The organism is Aminobacter sp. BA135 (assembly GCF_050859125.1).
GTDB classification, from domain to species: domain Bacteria; phylum Pseudomonadota; class Alphaproteobacteria; order Rhizobiales; family Rhizobiaceae; genus Aminobacter; species Aminobacter ciceronei.
Window position 1 is genome coordinate 3,830,562 of sequence record NZ_CP139572.1, and the last position, 18,462, is coordinate 3,849,023.

The 18,462-nt window shown below is 64.1% G+C and carries 18 protein-coding genes; 10 read left to right on the top strand and 8 right to left on the bottom strand.

Going from position 1 to position 18,462, the window contains the following annotated elements:
* Nucleotides 1-28 precede the first annotated feature (28 nt).
* From bioB to panD, 6 genes are read left to right on the top strand one after another with little or no spacing between them, the layout of a single operon-like run.
* On the top strand, nucleotides 29-1,027 hold the full coding sequence (gene bioB / locus SLT36_RS18725; RefSeq protein ID WP_432283891.1) for a biotin synthase BioB: 999 nt from the start codon (nucleotides 29-31) through the stop codon (nucleotides 1,025-1,027).
* The gene (locus tag SLT36_RS18730; protein ID WP_432283892.1) at nucleotides 1,024-2,160 is read left to right on the top strand and encodes an 8-amino-7-oxononanoate synthase; all 1,137 of its coding nucleotides are present in this window, start codon (nucleotides 1,024-1,026) and stop codon (nucleotides 2,158-2,160) included. The genes bioB and SLT36_RS18730 overlap by 4 nt, the downstream gene beginning before the upstream one ends.
* A complete protein-coding gene (gene bioD, locus SLT36_RS18735; RefSeq protein ID WP_432283893.1) occupies nucleotides 2,157-2,810 on the top strand; it encodes a dethiobiotin synthase in 654 nt (217 codons plus the stop codon). Before SLT36_RS18730 ends, bioD begins: the two co-directional genes overlap by 4 nt.
* On the top strand, nucleotides 2,807-4,069 hold the full coding sequence (locus SLT36_RS18740; RefSeq protein WP_432283894.1) for an adenosylmethionine--8-amino-7-oxononanoate transaminase: 1,263 nt from the start codon (nucleotides 2,807-2,809) through the stop codon (nucleotides 4,067-4,069). Before bioD ends, SLT36_RS18740 begins: the two co-directional genes overlap by 4 nt.
* Complete coding sequence (locus tag SLT36_RS18745) at nucleotides 4,066-5,049, top strand: beta-ketoacyl-ACP synthase III (RefSeq protein WP_432283895.1); 984 nt, start codon at nucleotides 4,066-4,068, stop codon at nucleotides 5,047-5,049. The genes SLT36_RS18740 and SLT36_RS18745 overlap by 4 nt, the downstream gene beginning before the upstream one ends.
* 32 nt (nucleotides 5,050-5,081) lie before the next feature.
* Nucleotides 5,082-5,534 (top strand): aspartate 1-decarboxylase, encoded by a 453-nt coding sequence (panD, locus tag SLT36_RS18750; RefSeq protein WP_067962830.1) that lies wholly within the window; start codon nucleotides 5,082-5,084, stop codon nucleotides 5,532-5,534.
* Between the two features lie 135 nt (nucleotides 5,535-5,669).
* Here panD and SLT36_RS18755 read toward each other — a convergent pair whose 3' ends face one another.
* From SLT36_RS18755 to SLT36_RS18775, 5 genes are read right to left on the bottom strand one after another with little or no spacing between them, the layout of a single operon-like run.
* Complete coding sequence (locus SLT36_RS18755; RefSeq protein WP_432283896.1) at nucleotides 5,670-6,176, bottom strand: GAF domain-containing protein; 507 nt, start codon at nucleotides 6,174-6,176, stop codon at nucleotides 5,670-5,672.
* 14 nt (nucleotides 6,177-6,190) lie between these two features.
* The gene (locus tag SLT36_RS18760) at nucleotides 6,191-6,934 is read right to left on the bottom strand and encodes an ABC transporter ATP-binding protein (RefSeq protein WP_067962836.1); all 744 of its coding nucleotides are present in this window, start codon (nucleotides 6,932-6,934) and stop codon (nucleotides 6,191-6,193) included.
* Nucleotides 6,931-7,761, bottom strand: a complete 831-nt coding sequence (locus tag SLT36_RS18765) for an ABC transporter ATP-binding protein (RefSeq protein WP_263007358.1) — start codon at nucleotides 7,759-7,761, stop codon at nucleotides 6,931-6,933. Before SLT36_RS18765 ends, SLT36_RS18760 begins: the two co-directional genes overlap by 4 nt.
* On the bottom strand, nucleotides 7,758-8,663 hold the full coding sequence (locus SLT36_RS18770) for an ABC transporter permease (RefSeq protein ID WP_432283897.1): 906 nt from the start codon (nucleotides 8,661-8,663) through the stop codon (nucleotides 7,758-7,760). Before SLT36_RS18770 ends, SLT36_RS18765 begins: the two co-directional genes overlap by 4 nt.
* The gene (locus SLT36_RS18775; RefSeq protein WP_432288389.1) at nucleotides 8,663-9,655 is read right to left on the bottom strand and encodes an ABC transporter permease; all 993 of its coding nucleotides are present in this window, start codon (nucleotides 9,653-9,655) and stop codon (nucleotides 8,663-8,665) included. The genes SLT36_RS18770 and SLT36_RS18775 overlap by 1 nt, the downstream gene beginning before the upstream one ends.
* Before the next feature lie 227 nt (nucleotides 9,656-9,882).
* On the opposite strand from SLT36_RS18775, the gene SLT36_RS18780 reads away from it, so the two are divergent.
* From SLT36_RS18780 to SLT36_RS18795, 4 genes are all read left to right on the top strand, one after another.
* Nucleotides 9,883-10,536, top strand: a complete 654-nt coding sequence (locus tag SLT36_RS18780) for a helix-turn-helix domain-containing protein (protein ID WP_067962845.1) — start codon at nucleotides 9,883-9,885, stop codon at nucleotides 10,534-10,536.
* Nucleotides 10,536-12,128, top strand: coding sequence for an ABC transporter substrate-binding protein (locus SLT36_RS18785; RefSeq protein ID WP_432283898.1), 1,593 nt, complete (start codon nucleotides 10,536-10,538; stop codon nucleotides 12,126-12,128). Before SLT36_RS18780 ends, SLT36_RS18785 begins: the two co-directional genes overlap by 1 nt.
* 91 nt (nucleotides 12,129-12,219) lie before the next feature.
* Nucleotides 12,220-13,314: a M24 family metallopeptidase gene (locus SLT36_RS18790; protein WP_432283899.1), complete on the top strand. Its 1,095-nt coding sequence runs from the start codon at nucleotides 12,220-12,222 to the stop codon at nucleotides 13,312-13,314.
* A 150-nt stretch (nucleotides 13,315-13,464) separates the two neighbouring features.
* Entirely contained in the window at nucleotides 13,465-13,884 is a 420-nt protein-coding gene (locus SLT36_RS18795; protein ID WP_432283900.1) for a DUF6636 domain-containing protein, read from the top strand.
* Nucleotides 13,885-13,975: 91 nt separating this feature from the next.
* Here SLT36_RS18795 and SLT36_RS18800 read toward each other — a convergent pair whose 3' ends face one another.
* The 3 genes from SLT36_RS18800 to clpX all read right to left on the bottom strand — a co-directional run bounded on the left by SLT36_RS18800 (nucleotide 13,976) and on the right by clpX (nucleotide 18,443).
* Nucleotides 13,976-14,248 (bottom strand): HU family DNA-binding protein, encoded by a 273-nt coding sequence (locus SLT36_RS18800; protein WP_018427423.1) that lies wholly within the window; start codon nucleotides 14,246-14,248, stop codon nucleotides 13,976-13,978.
* A 183-nt stretch (nucleotides 14,249-14,431) separates the two neighbouring features.
* On the bottom strand, nucleotides 14,432-16,846 hold the full coding sequence (lon, locus tag SLT36_RS18805; protein WP_067962855.1) for an endopeptidase La: 2,415 nt from the start codon (nucleotides 16,844-16,846) through the stop codon (nucleotides 14,432-14,434).
* Between the two features lie 322 nt (nucleotides 16,847-17,168).
* Nucleotides 17,169-18,443 (bottom strand): ATP-dependent Clp protease ATP-binding subunit ClpX, encoded by a 1,275-nt coding sequence (clpX, locus tag SLT36_RS18810; protein WP_067966693.1) that lies wholly within the window; start codon nucleotides 18,441-18,443, stop codon nucleotides 17,169-17,171.
* Nucleotides 18,444-18,462 lie beyond the last annotated feature (19 nt).

Here is an 18,462-nt window from a genome sequence, read left to right on the forward strand (position 1 = left end):
AAGGACACGTCTTGGCAATGGAGAGCGCATGAACGCCGATTTGCACCTGAACGCAGCCGCAACCGAGATCAATGCCGCGCGTCCGCAGTGGAGCCGCGCGGAAGCCCAGGCGATCTACGATTCGCCCTTCAACGACCTGCTGTTTCGGGCACAGACCGTCCACCGCGAGAATTTCGACCCCAACCGGGTGCAGATGTCGCGCCTGCTGTCGATCAAGACAGGCGGCTGCCCCGAGGATTGCGGCTATTGCAGCCAGTCGTCGCGGCATGAATCCGGCCTCAAGGCCTCCAAGCTGATGGAGGTGCAGCGTGTTCTGGCCGAGGCGAAGAAGGTCAAGGACGCCGGCGCCACGCGCTATTGCATGGGTGCAGCCTGGCGCAGCCCCAAGGAGCGCGACATGGACGCCGTCGTCGCCATGATCGAGGGCGTCAAGGAACTCGGCATGGAGACCTGCATGACGCTCGGCATGCTCGATCTCGGCCAGGCGCAGCGCCTGAAGCAGGCCGGACTCGACTATTACAACCACAACATCGACACCTCCGAGCGCTACTACAACGAGATCATCACCACCCGTACCTTCGCCGACCGGCTGGATACGCTGGCCAATGTCCGCGACAGCGGCATCAAGGTCTGCTGCGGCGGCATCGTCGGCATGGGCGAAGAGAAGGCCGACCGCGTCGACATGCTGTTGACGCTCGCCAACCTGCCCGAGCATCCCGACTCGGTGCCGATCAACATGCTGATCCCGATCGAGGGCACGCCGCTCGGCGAAGCCGATCCGATCGAACCGATCGAATTCGTCCGCACCATCGCACTTGCCCGCATCATGATGCCGAAGTCGCATGTGCGCCTGTCGGCCGGCCGCACGGCGATGAGCGACGAGATGCAGGCGCTGTGTTTCTTTGCCGGTGCCAACTCGATCTTCGTCGGCGACACGCTTTTGACCGCCGAAAACCCCGGCGAAGACAAGGACACGGCGCTGTTCCGTCGTCTCGGCATCCAGCCGATGGAGCTCGACGCGGGGTGACAGGGCGGGCTTTGCTCGACCGCTACGAGGCCAGCCTGCGCGGGCTGGCCCGCAAGAGTCGGCTGCGTGTGCTGAGCGGCCGTGTCGGGCTCGATTTCGCTTCCAACGACTATCTCGGGCTGGCCGGCAGCAAGCGCATGGCCGATGCGGTTGCCACTGCCCTCGCCAACGGTACATCGGTCGGCGCCACCGGCTCACGGCTGTTGCGCGGCAACGACCCCGAACACGAGGCACTGGAAGAGAAGGCCGCGAGCTTCTTCGGGGCCGAACGGGCGCTGTTCTTCGGCGGCGGTTATGTCGCCAATTTCGCCGTGCTCACCACCTTGCCGCAAAAAGGCGATCTGATCGTGCTCGACGAGCTGATCCATGCCAGCGCCCATGAAGGCGCGCGCGCCGGCCGCGCCGAGGTGGTGGAAGCAAAGCACAATGACGCCAATGCTGTGGACGACGCCATCCGGAGCTGGCGCAGGGGCGGCGGCACCGGACGTGCCTGGATCGTCACCGAAAGCCTCTACTCGATGGATGGCGATTTTGCCCCGCTCGATGACCTCGCCGAAGTCGCCGACCGGCACGAGGCCTTCCTCTTCGTCGACGAGGCGCATGCGACGGGCGTCTACGGCCCCGAGGGGCGCGGGCTGGCGCACCATCTCGAAGGCCGCGACAATGTCGTCGTGCTGCACACCTGCGGCAAGGCGCTGGGCGCATCGGGCGCCCTGGTCACGGCCTCGGCGGTTTTGTGCGACTATCTCGTCAACCGCTGCCGGCCCTTCATCTATGCCACGGCGCCCTCGCCGCTGATGGCGGTGGCGTCTGCCACGGCACTCGACATCATCGCCGACGAACCAGAGCGGCGCGAGCGACTGGCCAGGCTGGTGAAGCTCGCCAGCGACAAGGCGGAGACGCTTGGCTTTGCGCCGAGCGGATCGCAGATCCTGCCCATCGTCATCGGCGACAATGCGCGCGCCATGCAGCTTGCCGAAGCGCTGCAGGCGCGGGGCTTCGACGTCCGCGGCATACGCCCGCCGACAGTGCCCGAGGGCACGGCGCGGCTGAGAATCTCGCTGACGCTCAATATCGGCGAGGACGATGTTTCCTCGCTGTTTGCAGCCCTTCAGGAGGAATGCTCGCAATGACGGCCAGGATCGTGGTCACCGGCACCGACACCGGCATCGGCAAGACCGTGTTCGCCGCGGGCCTGACCGCTTTGCTCGACGGCGTCTACTGGAAGCCGGTGCAGTCGGGCATCGAGGAAGAGACCGACAGCGAGATCGTGACCCGCCTCGCCGGCCTTGCGCCTGAACGGGTGCTGCCCGAAGCGTGGCGATTGAAGGAGCCGCTGTCGCCGCACCGCGCTGCCGAACTCGACGGCGTCGAGATCGACACTGACGCGCTCGCCCTGCCCGCCAGCGCACGGCCACTGGTCGTTGAAGGCGCCGGCGGGCTGATGGTGCCGGTCAACCGGCGCACGCTCTACATCGACGTCTTCGCGCGCTGGGCGGCACCGGTGGTGCTCTGCGCCCGCACCGGCCTTGGCACCATCAACCACACGCTTTTGTCCATCGAGGCGTTGCGCGCCCGCTCGGTGCCGCTGCTGGGCGTCGCCTTCGTCGGCGACGAGATGGCAGATACCCAGCGCACCATCGCCGAGATGGGCAATGTGCGTGTGCTTGGCCGCCTGCCCCGGCTCGACCCGCCGACGCCCGAAACGCTCGCCGAGGCCATGCGGACGAGCTTCAACGCGGCCGACTTCCTGGAGGCCCAGTTCTTGCAGGCAAAGCCATGAGCCGTTCCGCCGTCTGGCATCCCTTCACCCAGCACGCCACCGAGCCCGTGCCGCCCGTCATCGCGCGCACCGAGGGCGCCTATGTCGAAACGACAGACGGCAAGCGCATCCTCGACGCGATCTCCTCCTGGTGGGTCATCACCCATGGCCACCGCCATCCGAAAATCGTCGAGGCGATCCGAAATGCCACCGAAACACTCGATCAGCTCATCTTCGCCGGCCTGACCCACGAGCCAGCGGAAAGATTGGCCTCGGCACTTGTCGAGATGGCGCCGTCAGGCCTCGACTGGGCGTTTTTCTCCGACAGCGGTTCGACCAGCGTCGAGGTGGCGCTGAAGATGGCGCTCGGTTTCCACCGCAACAATGGTTCTCCGCGCTCGCGCCTCGTCGTGATGGAGCACAGCTATCATGGCGACACCATCGGCACGATGAGCGTCGGCGAACGCGGCGTGTTCAACGCCGCCTACGACCCGCTGCTGTTCGAGGTCGACACCATCCCCTTCCCCGCAGCCGGCCGCGAACAGGAGACGCTCGACCGCTTCGAGGCATTGACCCGCGACGGCAAGGCTGCTGCCGTCATCGTCGAACCCTTGGTGCTCGGCGCCGGCGGCATGCTGATCTATCCGGCCCGGGTGCTGACGGAGCTCAAGCGCATCGCCGAAAAGTCCGGCACGCTGTTCATCGCCGACGAGGTGATGACCGGTTGGGGCCGCACCGGCACCATGTTCGCCTGCGAACAGGCTGGCATCTCGCCCGACATTCTCTGCACCTCGAAGGGCCTGACCGGCGGCTCGGTGCCGCTGGCAGCGACATTGGCCACCGATGCGATCTTTCGGGCGCATTTCTCCACCGATCGCTCCAAGACTTTTTTCCACTCCAGCTCCTACACCGCCAACCCCATAGCCTGCGCCGCAGCGCTGGCTAACGTCTCGATTTGGCGCGATGAACCGGTGACCGAGCGCGTGGCAGCATTGTCACGCCTGCAGGCGGAGAAAGTCGCGCGCTTCCGCGATGACCCACGCTTCGAGAATGTGCGCACGGCCGGCACCATCGCCGCCGTCGACCTGCGTGTCGGCAAGGCGGGTTATCTCGCCGAAGTCGGGCCGAAGCTGCGCGCATTCTTCCTCGAGCGCGGCCTCCTGGTCCGGCCGCTCGGCAACGTCATCTACGTACTGCCGCCCTATTGCGTCACCTCCGCTGAGCTCGACCGGCTCTATGACGCCGTCGACGAGGCCGCCGAGCTGGCGAAGAGCGGATGAGCCGGACCGCGCGCATATCGGGCTTCGGCCACCATGTGCCGGGCCGCAAGGTCGAGAACGTCGAGATCGAGGCGAGCCTCGGCCTCGACGCCGGCTGGATCGAAGGCCGCACCGGCATCCGCTCGCGCTACTGGGCCGAGCCTGAGGACACGTTGTCCGACCTCGCGGCACATGCCGGGGAGATGGCGCTGCAGCAGGCGGAAATCGCGCGCGAGGATGTCGGCCTGCTTTTGCTCGCCACCTCGACGCCCGACCACCTTTTGCCGCCGAGCGCACCTCTGGTGGCGCATAAGCTTGGCCTCGCCAGGTCGGGCGGCATCGACCTCGCCGGCGCCTGCGCCGGTTTCATCTATGCGCTGACCTTCGCCGACGGTTTCGTGCGGCTGCACAACAAGCCGGCGGTCGTCATCGCCGCCAATATTCTGAGCCGCCGCATCAATCCGGCCGAGCGCGCAAGTAGCGTGCTGTTTGCGGACGCCGCCGGAGCGGTCGTGCTGACGCCTTCCGACGACGCAGGCCACGGCATTCTGGGTGCGTCCGTTTCCGCCGATGGCGGCGGCTACGGCCTGATCCAGATACCGGCCGGCGGCAGCAACCGGCCCTTCTCGGACGAACTCGACATCACAGAAACGCGCATGACCATCGCAGATGGACGCGCGGTGTTCGCCAAGGCGGTCGAGATGATGAGCCGTTGCTCCACGGAGGCGCTTGCTGCGGCAGGCCTGGAGACATCAGCCGTCAGCCGCTTCGTGCCGCACCAGGCCAATGCCCGCATCTTCAATGCGGTGGGCAAGTCGCTCGGCATCGCCGACCACAGGATCGTCAAGACGATCGCCGACTACGGCAATTCGTCGGCGGCGACGATCCCGCTGTCGCTGGCGCTGGCGCATCGGACAATGCCGTTCCGGCCGGGCGAGACGCTTTTGCTCTCTGCGGCAGGCGCCGGCATGACCGGCGGTGCGTTGGTGGTTGGAATGTAGCGTCGCGCCGGCTGGCGTATCAGGGAGGAACAATGCGCAAGATCGTCGCCGGCAAGCTGCACGGCATCCATGTCACCGAAGCCAACCTCAATTATCACGGCTCGATCACGCTCGACCCCGACCATTGCGAAGAAGCCGGCATTCTGCCGATGGAGTTCGTCGAGATCTGGAACAAGAGCTCCGGCGCGCGAATCTCGACCTATGTCATCCTCGGCGAGCGCGGCTCACGCTGCTGCATCCTTAATGGCGCTGCCGCCCGCACCTGCCAGGCCGGCGACCAGGTCATCATCTGCAATTCCGTCTATCTGAACGAAAGCGAGATCACCGCGCTCAAGCCGCGCGTCCTGACCTTCGACAAGGACAACCGCATCGCCGACCGGCTGACCTATTCGGTCGAGCGCGACCAGGCCGGCCGCTACAGCTTCTCGATCCTTGACGAAGCCAGTGCCAGGCTTCCGATCCCGGCACTGGTCAGCAGTCATTAGAGCCTGTTCCATTCCGATGAACCGGAACGGGGCTCTGTCTTCTTGCCGTCGCATGATCTTTTCCGAAAACCGGTCCCGCTCTTCGGGATCATGCCTTGGAGCCGGGCCGACAGACGGCCCGGCATCAATCTGGTTCTAGCGGCGTTCGAGATGCTCGACGGCGAGGAAGGCAGCCTTGGCGGCCAGCGACAGCTGCCTGGCGGCCTCGACGCGCGCCGGCGTGTAATAATGCTCCTCATGCAGCATGTTGACGGTGCCCAGCATGACGTCGCCGACAAAGACCGGCCAGTTGAGCACCGAACCGCAGCCGAGCGACCAGATCAGCTCGTGATCAGGGAAGACGTCGGCAATGTCCTTGATGGTGTTGGCGACGAAGGGCTTACGCTGGACGTGGATCGTCTCGAACCAGTGGGTCCGGTTGATCGGCTTGGTGCCCGAAACGGGATAGGCATCGGGATGGCTGGTGTAGGTGCGGCCCGAAACTTCGGTCGCCCAGTCGAGCTTCATCACGGTGAACAGCTTGGCGCCGACGATCACGTCGGCCAGAGCCTGCAGCGCCGCCCACACGCCCTCGACCTCTGATGTGGTCGCAATGGCGGCATCGAAGGCGGCCAGCGCCTCGGCGAAATTGGTCTCTGTCATGATGTACCTCTATTTCAAGTCTTGGGAAGAGACGCGCTGAACCTGGTCAGTTCGCGCGAATAGGGATCGACGAGCTCGCCGCGCTTGAGCTGGTCGACATCAGCCACCTCGACGACCCGGCCATGGCGCATCACGGCAAGGCGGTCGCACAGGAACGACACGACGGGCAGATTGTGCGTGACCATCAGATAGGTCAGCCCCTGCTCGCGGCGCAGGCGCTTGAGCAAATTGAGGATTTCCGCCTGTACCGAAACGTCGAGCGCCGAGGTCGGCTCGTCGAGCAACAGCATTCTGGGCTTGAGGATCAGCGCACGGGCAATCGCTACGCGCTGGCGCTGGCCGCCCGAGAGCTGATGCGGAAAACGGAAGCGGAAGCGGCGGTCGAGGCCGACCGACTGCATCACCTCGTCAACGCGCTCGCCGCTGTTGCCGATGCCGTGGATGGTCAGCGGCTCGCTCAGCGTCGCATCGACAGTCTTGCGCGGATGCAGCGAACCATAGGGGTCCTGGAACACCATCTGGCATTGCCTGGCAAAAGCACGGTCGATGCCATGGGTGCGCGGCTCGCCGAAGACCGAGATCGAGCCGGTCCAGCTTTTGGCCATGCCGGCAATGGCCTTGAGCACGGTGGTCTTGCCCGAGCCGCTCTCGCCGACAAGCGCAAAGCTCTCGCCCTCGGCGACTTCGAAGCCGATGCCATGGGTGACCTTCGAATCGCCATAGGAGATGTCGAGATTGTCGATGGCCAGCGCCGTCATGTCGAAGCCCCAGTACGTTCGAGGACAGGAAGCTCGTCGCGGCTTTCGTCGAGGCGCGGGATCGAGGCGAGCAGGCCCTGCGTGTAGGGATGCCTGGCGTTCCTGAGTTCGCCGGCATCGCACTCCTCGACCACCTCGCCGCTGCGCATCACCAGGATGCGGTCGCAATAGGCCGAGACGAGGTCGAGGTCGTGGCTGATCAGGATCAGCCCCATGCCCTTGCGCTTGACCAGGTCGTCGATGATTTCGAGCACCTGGGCCTGGACCGAGACGTCGAGCGCCGAGGTCGGCTCGTCGGCAATCAGAAGATCGGGCTCCGGGATGAGCATCATCGCGATCATGACGCGCTGGCCCATGCCGCCCGAGACCTCGTGCGGGTAGAGCCCGAGTACCCGCTCCGGATCGTTGATGCGCACCGCTTCGAGCATGGCTAGCGTGCGGCTGCGGATGTCGCTGCGCGCCAGCTTCTGGTGGGTCAGCAATGCTTCGGCGATCTGGTCGCCGATTGTCATGACCGGGTTGAGCGAGAATTTCGGGTCCTGCATCACCATCGAAATGCGCGCGCCGCGGATCGAGCGCATCTGCTTTTCCGACAGCGACAGGAGGTCGGTGCCGTTGAAGGTCATCTCATCTGCAGTGACCCGGCCGGGCGAGCGGATCAGGCGCAGGATCGAGCGGCCGGTCATCGACTTTCCGGAACCGCTCTCGCCGACGATGCCGAGGCGCTCGCGCCCAAGCGTCAGCGACAGGCCCTTGACCACGTCGACAGGACCACGCGCCGTCGGGAACGTGACCTTCAGGTTGCGGATTTCAAGCAGCGCGTTCATTGCCGATCTCCATGCTTGGGGTCGAGCACATCGCGCAGGCCGTCGCCGAGGAAACAGAAGCCGAGGCTGACGATGACGATGGCAAAGCCGGGCATCGTCGCCACCCACCATTGGTCGAGGATGAAGGAGCGGCCGCGCGAGATCATCGCGCCCCATTCCGGCAGCGGCGGCTGGGCGCCGAGGCCGATGAAGCCGAGGCCGGCGGCGGTCAGGATGATACCGGCCATGTCGAGCGTGACGCGGATGATCATCGAGGAGGTGCACAGCGGCAGGATGTGGTTGACGATGACGCGGAACGACGAAGCGCCCTGCAGCTCGACCGCCGCAACGAACTCCGAATTGCGGATGGTCAGGGTTTCGGCGCGGGCGATGCGGGCATAGCCGGGCCAGGTCGCAATGGCGATGGCGATGATGGCGTTCTGGATGCCGGGCCCGAGCGCTGCCACGAATGCCAGTGCCAGGATCAGCTTGGGCATCGACAGGAAGATGTCGGTGATGCCCATCAGGATGCGATCGACCCAGCCGCCGAAATAGCCGGCGACGGCGCCGATGATCAACCCGACGGGCGCGGCAAGGACTGCCACCAGCGCCACGATCATCAGCGTGATGCGCGCGCCGTAGACGACACGGCTCCAGATGTCGCGGCCAAGCTCGTCGGTGCCCATCCAGTTGTCCCAGCTCGGCGGCTTGAGCCGCATGGCGAGATCCTGGCCAACCGGCGAATGGGTGGCGATCCAGGGCGCGAACAGCGCCACCAGGATCAGCGTCAGCACGATGACCGCGCCGACCATGGCGAGCGGGTTGCGCGCCAGCGCGCGGCTCAGCCGGTAGCTGCGGCCAAGCCGGGCCTGCAGGCGCGAGGACGGCGAATCGTCGAGAAGCCAGTCACGTCCAGTAGTCATCAGCGTGCCCTCGGGTCGAGGACGCGGTAGAGCACGTCCGAAATCTTGTTGATGCCGATGAAGACGGCGCCGATGACCAGCGTTGCGCCCAGAACGGCGTTCATGTCGGCATTGAGCAGCGCTGTCGTCAGGTAGTTGCCGATGCCCGGCCAGGAGAACACGGTCTCGATCATGACCGAGCCCTCGAGCAGGCCGGCATAGGACAGGCCGATGACGGTAATCAGCGGCACGAGGATCGGCCGAAAGGCATGGCGCCACAGCACCAGCCTCTCCGACACGCCCTTGACGCGGGCGGTGGTGACATATTCCTGCGCCAGTTGGTCGAGCATGAAGGAGCGCGTCATACGGGCGATGTAGGCAAGGCTGAAGAAGCCGAGCACCGCAGCCGGCAGCGCGATATGGGTCAGCGCGTTGACGAAGATCTCGGTGTCGCCGGCAATGAGGCTGTCGATCAGAAGCAGGCCGGTGAGCGGCTCGACGAGGCCATCGTAGAAGATGTCGATGCGGCCGGGACCGCCGACCCATTGCAGCTTGGCATAGAACAGCGCGAGACCAACGAGGCCGAGCCAGAACGCCGGCACCGAATAGCCGAGCAGGCCGACGACACGGATGACCTGGTCGAGCAGGCTGCCCTGGCGGCTGGCGGCATAAACGCCCATCGGCACGCCCATCAGCACGCCGATGATGATGCCGATCGTCGCCATCTCCAGCGTTGCCGGGAAGACGCGGGCCAGATCCTCGGCGACCGGTCGGCCCGTCGACACCGACATGCCGAGGTCACCCGTCAGCACATTGCCGACATAGTGGAAGAACTGGACGATCAGCGGCTTGTCCAGCCCCATCTCGATGCGCACAGCCTCGTAGACGGCGCGCGGGGCGCGGTCGCCGACGACGGCGAGAACCGGGTCGATCGGCACGACGCGGCCGATGAAGAAGGTGATGGCAAGGAGGCCGAGGAAGGTGAAGGCAACGGCGACGATGACGCCGAGCAGGCCCTTCACCGTTTTCCAGGCGTGCCGCGCATTGGGCGACGAGCCGCCAGGCCCTGTTGGAAGCGCCTTAGCGGCGGTAGAGGTTTCTGATGCCACGCGGTCTTTGTTCCTACCACATTGGCCGCGTCGCGGATGCGGCACGGATGTTTTTTGTCGAGCAAAATTCTGCTTGGACTATACAAAAAATTTTGGTTAGATCAAAAAAATTTTGATGGGAGCAAAAAAGCGTGTCCTCGGAGGCCAGCAAAAACACGCCGTCGAGCCAGCCCAAGGTTGGCGCGCTGATCCGTGCCCGCCGCCGCCAGCTGTCGATGACATTGCAGGAATTGTGTGACGCCGCAGGCATTTCGGTCGGTTACCTCAGCCAGGTCGAACGCGATCATGCCACCCCCTCGCTCGGCACCCTCGCCCAGATCGCCCGCAGCCTCGACGTGGGTGTGGATTATTTCATCGCCACGCCCAGCGCCGAGGACGGATTGACCCGCGCGGCCGAGCGCAACCGATTCTCGGTCGACGGCTCGTCGATCGTCTATGAGCGCATCGCCGCCGACTTCACCGGCAACGTGCTCTCGTCCTTCGTCCTCAATGTCCCGCCGGGTTACCGCTCCGAGACGGTCAGCCATGAAGGCGAGGAAATCCTGTTCATCCTCGAAGGCTCGATCACCCAGCGCCTCGAGGACGAAGAGATGGTGCTTTCGGCCGGCGACAGCCTGCATTTCCGCGGCAATCGTCCGCATTCCTGGTCGAACGACACCCAACAGTTCGCGCGCATGCTGTGGACCGGCACCTTGCCGATGTTCAGGTCGCGCACGGAGCATCCGGCCCTGCGCGGTTCACGGGCCGAAGAGAAGACAACGGGAACCAAAAAGGAGAGAAAATGATGAAACGGTTCAAAGCCGCGCTGCTCGCCGCGGCGCTGGCGATGCCGATGACGCCCGCCATCAGCCTTGCAGCCACGCCCGCAGGCGTGCTCGTGGTGGCACAGAACATCGATGACATCGTCAGCATCGACCCGGCCGAGGCCTACGAGTTCTCGTCGGGCGAATATGTCTCCCAGACCTATGACCGCCTCGTCCAGTACGACGCCGCCGACACCAAGACGCTGGCCGCCGGCCTCGCCAAGGAATGGGCCGTCGACGACGCCAACAAGACCATCACATTCACGCTGCGCGACGGCGTCAAGTTCACCTCGGGCAACCCGCTGCGCGCCGAGGACGTGGTCTATTCGTTCAAGCGCGTCATCGTGCTGAACAAGGCACCGGCCTTCATCCTGACCCAGCTCGGCTGGACGCCCGAGAATTTCGATTCGATGGTCAAGGCCGACGGCAACAAGGTCGTCATCAAATATGCCGGCGACTTCGCTTCGGCCTTCGTGCTCAACGTGCTGGCCGCCCGTCCGGGTTCGATCGTCGACGCGGTGACGCTGCAGGCCAACGAGGCCAATGGCGACATGGGCAATGCCTGGCTGAAGTCGAACTCGGCCGGCACCGGCCCGTTCGTGCTGAAGGCGTTCCGCCCCGGCGAGCTGATCAACCTGACCGCCAACCCCGACTATTTCAACGGCGCGCCAGCCATCAAGGGCGTCATCATCCGCCACGTCGCCGAAGCCGCGACCCAGCAGCTGCTGCTGACGTCGGGCGATGTCGACATGGCCAAGAACCTGACTTCGGACCAGATCGCAACGCTTGCCGGCAGCGACAAGGTAACCACCGAGACCTATCCGCAGGCGGCCGTGCACTTCCTGTCGTTCAACCAGAAGACCGAATCGCTGACACCGCCGGCCGTCTGGGACGCCGCGCGCTACCTGGTCAACTACAAGGGCATGACCGACACGTTCCTGAAGGGCCAGATGCAGACGCACCAGGCCTTCTGGCCGAAGGGCTTCCCGGGTTCGCTCGACGAGACGCCCTACAGCTACGATCCGGCCAAGGCCAAGCAGATCCTGGCTGACGCCGGCATCAAGACGCCGATCAAGGTGACGCTCGACGTCATCAATTCGACGCCGTTCACCGACATGGCGCAGTCGCTGCAGGCAAGCTTCGCCGAAGCCGGCATCAACTTCGACATCGTGCCGGGCACCGGCTCGCAGGTGATCACCAAGTACCGCGCCCGCACGCATGAGGCGATGCTGCTGTACTGGGGCCCCGATTTCATGGACCCGCACTCCAACGCCAAGGCTTTTGCCTACAACACCGACAACTCCGACGGAAACTACCAGTCGACCACCACCTGGCGTAACAGCTGGGCGGTTCCGGAAGAGCTGAACAACGAGACCAAGGCAGCCCTCGCCGAGGCCGATCCGGCCAAGCGCAGCGCAATGTATGTCGACCTGCAGAAGAAGGTGCAGGAGAAGTCGCCGATCATCATCATGTTCCAGGCCGCGACCCAGGTGGCGCGCGCCAAGAACGTCGAAGGCTACGTCAACGGCGCCACCTCCGACTTCGTCTATTACCGCCTCGTCAAGAAGAACTGACGAGCCGGCCTGGCAGGGACCGCCCACTGCGGGCGGTCCCATCGCCCTCACCTCACATTACCCCTCCCCAAATCCGAAGAAGGCAGAGACGATGTACGAAGAGCGGATGGCGCGGCTGCGCGAGCGCATGGCTGAGACGGGAACCGACCTGGTGGTCGTTGGTCCCTCCTCGCACCTTGTCTGGCTCGCCGGCATGTCGCCGCATGGCGACGAACGCCCGGTGCTTTTGATCGTGTCGCAGACGCATGCCGGCTTCCTGATGCCGGCGCTGAATGCCGACAGCCAGCGCCCCTTCACCAAATTGCCCTTCTATCCCTGGGCCGATGCCGATGGTCCGCAGGCGGCCCTGGTGCAGCTTCTCGCCGATTGCGGCGTTGGGGGCGGCACCGTCTCGGTCGCCCTCGACGAGACCATGCGCGCCGATTTCGCGCTGCTTGCGCTCGATGCCCTGCCCGGTTCTGCGCGCAGCTTCCTGAACGACACGGTGAGCTTCCTGCGCGGCAAGAAGGACGAGGCCGAATACGCACTGCTCAAGATGAACGCAGTGCTCAACGACGGTGCCATGAAGGCAGGCTTCGCCGCGCTCAGGGAAGGCGTGACCGAACTCGAAGTCGGCAAGGCCATCCGTGACTTCTACGCAGCCAATGGTGCGACCGGAGAATTCGTCAGCGTCTGCTTCGGCGAGAACGGCGCCTTCCCGCACCATCACACCGGCGACCGCAAGCTCAAGGCGAACGAGGCCGTGCTGATCGATATCGGCGGCCGCAAGGACGGTTATCCCTCCGACATGACCCGCGTCGGCGTGTTCGGCGACAAGCCGGAAGGTTTTGACGAAGTGCACGGCGTGCTTGAACGTGCCGTGCAGGCAGCAATCGCCGCCGCAAAGCCCGGCGTTGCCGCCAAGGAGGTCGACAAGGCCGCCCGCGACGTCATCACCGCCGCCGGCTACGGCCCGAACTTCCTGCACCGCACCGGCCACGGCCTGGGCATCGACATTCACGAGCAGCCCTATATCACCGGCACGTCGGAAACGATCCTGCAGGAGGGCAACGTGTTCTCGATCGAGCCCGGCATCTATCTGCAGGGCCGCTTCGGACTGCGCCTGGAAGAGATCGTCATCCTCCGCGGCAACCGCGCCGAGGTGCTGTCGGACCTGCCGCGCGAGGCATTCATGGTCAAGGCCTGAGCGCTTGCCAATACAGCCGAACTCGCAAAGGGCCGCCGCAGCGGCCCTTTTTCGTTGAACCCGAGCCACCCCATCAACGCCCCATTGTCGACCTGCCGCGTTCCGGTGCAATCTTGCGCCTTGGGACCTTGGAGTTGCGCTGGAGGGGCCATGCGTTCTGTGCTGCTGGCGGTGATCGCCCTGATCTCGATCGATGCAACGGCTGCGGAACAGAGCTTCCCGGCCGACGGTGGCCTCGTCTATTTCAACATGCCCTCGGGCAATGTCGGCTGCCAGTACACGCCGGCAGGCGGCTCGGACGTCTACGAACCCGAAGATGGCGGGCCGGAGCTCGGCTGCGATCGCATCGAGCCGACCTATGTCAGGTTCATCCTCGGCAAGTCGGGAAAAGCCAAGCGCTATCAGAATGTTGGCGACAGCGGATGCTGCGACGGCTCGCACACGCTCGACTATGGCAACAGTTGGAGGAAGGGCCCGTTCAGCTGCACGTCGGACAGATCCGGGCTGCGCTGCAGCCGCAATGACGGCCATGGCTTCTTCATCAGCCGGTCGAAAACCCAGGTCTACTGAAGCGCGAGACCACCCGCTGCGCGCCTGGCTTCAGGCAAAAGAAAAGCCGGGCAAGCCCGGCTTTTCGATCAGTATCTTGGCTGGAAAGCGATCAGTTGACCGCGTCCTTGAGGCCCTTGCCGGCCGAGAACTTCGGCACGGTGCGAGCCGGGATCTTCACTTCTGCGCCGGTCTGCGGGTTGCGGCCGGTCGACTCCGCGCGTTTTGACACGGTGAAATTTCCGAAACCGACAAGCCGGACATCGCCGCCATTCTTCAGTTCGCCGGTGATGACGGAGAACACCGCATCAACTGCGGACTGCGCATCGCCCTTGGAAAGCTTGGAAGCTTCGGCGACGGCGGACACTAGTTCGTTCTTGTTCATTCAAATTCCCTTCCATGAGAAAACCGGGACATTAGACTCAGCCGGTAGGACACGGACTTTAGGAAAAACTTCGGGCACAACCAAGTCGAAAAGGGGCAAAAAGCCCGGAATTCCGGGGTTTTTTCACATGAAAAAGCCGGGCGCGAGCCCGGCTTTTTGTTTTGACGGCGACTTTAGATACAACTAATGAGCGAAACCCTTGCCGGCATCCTCGCCGGCATCCGACTTGGCCGCGGGAACATCGACCGGTTCGGTCCACTCGATCGGCTCCGGCATCCTGACGAGTGCGTGACGCAACACTTCGCCAACCCGCGAAACCGGGATGATCTCCATGCCGCTCTTCACGTTTTCCGGAATCTCCGCCAGATCCTTGGCGTTGTCTTCCGGGATCAGCACCTTCTTGATGCCGCCGCGCAGGGCTGCAAGCAGCTTCTCCTTCAGCCCGCCGATCGGCAGGATGCGGCCGCGCAGCGTGATCTCGCCGGTCATCGCGACGTCGGCCCTGACAGGAATGCCGGTCAGGATCGAAACGATCGCAGTGGCCATGGCGGCACCTGCGGACGGACCGTCCTTAGGCGTGGCGCCCTCGGGCAGGTGCACGTGGATGTCGCGCTTGTCGAACAGCGGCGGCTCGACGCCGAAGTCGAGGGCACGGCTACGGACATAGGATGCCGCAGCCGAGATCGACTCCTTCATGACGTCGCGCAGGTTGCCGGTGACCGTCATCTTGCCCTTGCCGGGCATCATCACGCCTTCGATCGTCAGCAGTTCGCCGCCGACCTCGGTCCAGGCAAGCCCCGTGACCACGCCGACCTGATCCTCGCCTTCGACCTGGCCGAAGCGATAGCGCTGCACGCCGAGATAATCGTCCAGATTGGCAGCGGTGACCTTCACCGACTTCTTCTTGGTCTTGATGATCTCGGTGACGGCCTTGCGCCCGAGCTTCATCAGCTCGCGCTCGAGGCTGCGCACGCCGGCTTCACGGGTGTAGAGCTGAATCACCGCACGGATCGCATCTTCCGAAACCGAGAACTCCTTGGGCTGGAGCGCGTGGTCGCGGACGACCTTCGGCATCAGGTGCCGCTTGGCGATCTCGACCTTCTCGTCCTCGGTGTAACCGGCGATACGGATGATCTCCATGCGGTCCATCAAGGGCGCAGGGATGTTCAGCGTGTTCGCCGTCGTCACGAACATCACGCTCGACAGGTCGTATTCGACCTCGAGATAGTGGTCCATGAACGTTGCGTTCTGTTCCGGATCGAGCACCTCGAGCAGCGCCGACGACGGATCGCCGCGGAAGTCCTGGCCCATCTTGTCGATCTCGTCGAGCAGGAAGAGCGGGTTGGACTTCTTCGCCTTCTTCATCGACTGGATGACCTTGCCGGGCATCGAGCCGATATAGGTGCGGCGGTGACCGCGGATCTCGGCCTCGTCACGCACGCCGCCGAGCGCCATGCGCACGAACTCACGGCCGGTCGCCTTGGCGATCGACTTGCCAAGCGAGGTCTTGCCGACGCCGGGAGGACCGACGAGGCACAGGATCGGCCCCTTCAGCTTCTTCTGGCGGCTCTGCACGGCGAGATACTCGACGATGCGGTCCTTGACCTTGTCGAGGCCGTAGTGGTCGGTGTCGAGCACCTCCTGGGCAAAGTGCAGGTCCTGCTTGACCTTGGAGTTCTTGCCCCACGGGATCGACAGGATCCAGTCGAGATAGTTGCGCACGACGGTGGCTTCGGCCGACATCGGCGACATCGACCGCAGCTTCTTGAGCTCGGCATCCGCCTTTTCGCGGGCCTCCTTCGTCAGCTTGGTCTTCTTGATGCGCGCCTCGATCTCGGCAGCCTCGTCGCGGCCGTCCTCGCCCTCGCCGAGCTCCTTCTGGATCGCCTTCATCTGCTCGTTGAGATAGTACTCGCGCTGGGTCTTCTCCATCTGCCGCTTGACGCGGCTGCGGATGCGCTTTTCCACCTGCAGGACGGAGATTTCGGCTTCCATGAAGCCCATCGCCTTCTCGAGCCGCTCCTTGACGGACAGCGTGCCGAGCATCTCCTGCTTCTCGGTGATCTTGATCGCAAGATGCGATGCCACCGTGTCGGCGAGCTTGGAATAGTCCTCGATCTGGCTGGCAGCGCCGACCACTTCGGGCGAAATCTTCTTGTTCAGCTTGACGTAGTTTTCGAAGTCGGAAACCACCGAACGCGCCAGCGCCTCGACCTCGACCTCTTCCTCCTCGGGCTCGCTCAGGATGAGAGCGTGGGCCTCGTGAAAGTCGGACTTGTCGGTGAAGGACTGAATCTTGGCGCGCGTCGTGCCTTCGACCAGCACCTTGACGGTGCCGTCCGGCAGCTTGAGCAGCTGCAGCACATTGGCGAGCGTGCCGATGTCATAGATCGCATCGGGCTCGGGATCGTCGTCGGCGGCATTCATCTGGGTCGCAAGCAGGATCTGCTTTTCCTGACCCATCACCTCTTCCAGGGCCTTGATCGACTTTTCACGGCCCACGAACAGCGGGACGATCATGTGCGGGAACACGACGATGTCGCGCAACGGCAGGACTGCGAAGGTACCTTCGCTGGAAGAGCGGGATATTTTGGCCATTGTCCAACCTTTCATTTCGCAGCCGCGCGAGCGCCAACCGCGAATCTCATATTAACGACCATGGACGGTTCCGCCTACCGCCGATTACCGCGCGGCATTACAGCACGAAAACCCACCCATCGCCTCTTCTCCGTTAGTTGGAGCTTCGCCGGGTAAACATCAAGGCCAATCCCCAACAGGTTTGGCACACGTTTCCCTGAAGTCCCAAAATGCGGAACGGCGCCGCTGGGGCGCCGTTCGCTGGAGCGGTAGTTCGTATCGCCGCATCATGCGGCAGGCAATTCGCCAAGCCTTGGGTCGCCAAGCCTTGGGGCGCCAAGCCTCAGGCGCTGACGCTGCCCTTCTTTTCCTTCTGCTCGGAGTAGATGTAGAGCGGCCTTGCGCTGCCGGTCACCACCTCTTCCGAGATCACCACCTCCTGGACGCCTTCCAGCGCCGGAAGCTCGAACATGGTGTCGAGCAGGATCGCTTCCATGATCGAACGCAGGCCGCGGGCGCCGGTCTTGCGTTCGATGGCGCGCTTGGCGATCGCCGAGAGTGCGTTCTCGTGGAACGTCAGGTCGACATTTTCCATCTCGAACAGGCGCTGGTACTGCTTGACCAGGGCGTTCTTCGGCTCGGTCAGGATCTGGATCAGCGCCGGCTCGTCGAGGTCCTCGAGCGTCGCCAGCACGGGCAAACGGCCGACGAATTCGGGGATCAGGCCGAACTTCAGCAGATCCTCTGGTTCAACCTGGCGGAACAGGTCGCCGGTGCGGCGGTCCTCAGGCGAAGCGACATTGGCGCCGAAGCCGATCGATGTCTTGCGGCCGCGATCCGAGATGATGCGGTCGAGGCCGGCGAAGGCGCCGCCGCAGATGAACAGGATGTTGGCGGTGTCGACCTGCAGGAACTCCTGCTGCGGATGCTTGCGGCCACCCTGGGGCGGCACGGAAGCGACTGTGCCTTCCATGATCTTCAGCAGTGCCTGCTGGACGCCCTCGCCCGAGACGTCGCGGGTGATCGAGGGGTTGTCCGACTTGCGGCTGATCTTGTCGATTTCGTCGATGTAGACGATGCCGCGCTGGGCGCGCTCGACATTGTAGTCGGCCGACTGCAGCAGCTTGAGAATGATGTTCTCGACGTCCTCACCGACATAACCGGCTTCGGTCAGCGTCGTCGCATCCGCCATGGTGAACGGCACGTCGATGATGCGGGCGAGCGTCTGGGCGAGCAGCGTCTTGCCGCAGCCGGTCGGGCCGATCAGCAGGATGTTGGACTTCGCCAATTCGACGTCGTTGCTCTTCGAAGCGTGCGCGAGACGCTTGTAGTGATTGTGGACGGCCACCGACAGCACGCGCTTGGCGTGGGGCTGGCCAATGACGTAGTCGTCCAGAACCTTGAGGATTTCCTGCGGTGTCGGCACGCCCTCGCGCGACTTCACCATCGAGGTCTTGTTCTCCTCGCGGATGATGTCCATGCACAGTTCGACGCATTCGTCGCAGATGAAGACGGTCGGGCCGGCGATGAGTTTGCGTACCTCATGCTGGCTCTTGCCGCAGAACGAGCAATAGAGCGTGTTCTTGGAGTCGCCGCCGCCGTTGCTGACCTTGCTCATCTTGTCCAAGTCCTTTCAC

What these genes read in the sequence shown, in the direction of transcription:
- bioB (WP_432283891.1), top strand. Translation starts at nt 29, where the DNA reads ATGAACGCCGATTTGCACCTGAACGCAGCCGCAACCGAGATCAATGCC.
- bioD (WP_432283893.1), top strand. Translation starts at nt 2,157, where the DNA reads ATGACGGCCAGGATCGTGGTCACCGGCACCGACACCGGCATCGGCAAG.
- SLT36_RS18740 (WP_432283894.1), top strand. Translation starts at nt 2,807, where the DNA reads ATGAGCCGTTCCGCCGTCTGGCATCCCTTCACCCAGCACGCCACCGAG.
- SLT36_RS18745 (WP_432283895.1), top strand. Translation starts at nt 4,066, where the DNA reads ATGAGCCGGACCGCGCGCATATCGGGCTTCGGCCACCATGTGCCGGGC.
- panD (WP_067962830.1), top strand. Translation starts at nt 5,082, where the DNA reads ATGCGCAAGATCGTCGCCGGCAAGCTGCACGGCATCCATGTCACCGAA.
- SLT36_RS18755 (WP_432283896.1), bottom strand. Translation starts at nt 6,176, where the DNA reads ATGACAGAGACCAATTTCGCCGAGGCGCTGGCCGCCTTCGATGCCGCC.
- SLT36_RS18760 (WP_067962836.1), bottom strand. Translation starts at nt 6,934, where the DNA reads ATGACGGCGCTGGCCATCGACAATCTCGACATCTCCTATGGCGATTCG.
- SLT36_RS18765 (WP_263007358.1), bottom strand. Translation starts at nt 7,761, where the DNA reads ATGAACGCGCTGCTTGAAATCCGCAACCTGAAGGTCACGTTCCCGACG.
- SLT36_RS18770 (WP_432283897.1), bottom strand. Translation starts at nt 8,663, where the DNA reads ATGACTACTGGACGTGACTGGCTTCTCGACGATTCGCCGTCCTCGCGC.
- SLT36_RS18785 (WP_432283898.1), top strand. Translation starts at nt 10,536, where the DNA reads ATGAAACGGTTCAAAGCCGCGCTGCTCGCCGCGGCGCTGGCGATGCCG.
- SLT36_RS18790 (WP_432283899.1), top strand. Translation starts at nt 12,220, where the DNA reads ATGTACGAAGAGCGGATGGCGCGGCTGCGCGAGCGCATGGCTGAGACG.
- SLT36_RS18795 (WP_432283900.1), top strand. Translation starts at nt 13,465, where the DNA reads ATGCGTTCTGTGCTGCTGGCGGTGATCGCCCTGATCTCGATCGATGCA.
- SLT36_RS18800 (WP_018427423.1), bottom strand. Translation starts at nt 14,248, where the DNA reads ATGAACAAGAACGAACTAGTGTCCGCCGTCGCCGAAGCTTCCAAGCTT.
- lon (WP_067962855.1), bottom strand. Translation starts at nt 16,846, where the DNA reads ATGGCCAAAATATCCCGCTCTTCCAGCGAAGGTACCTTCGCAGTCCTG.
- clpX (WP_067966693.1), bottom strand. Translation starts at nt 18,443, where the DNA reads ATGAGCAAGGTCAGCAACGGCGGCGGCGACTCCAAGAACACGCTCTAT.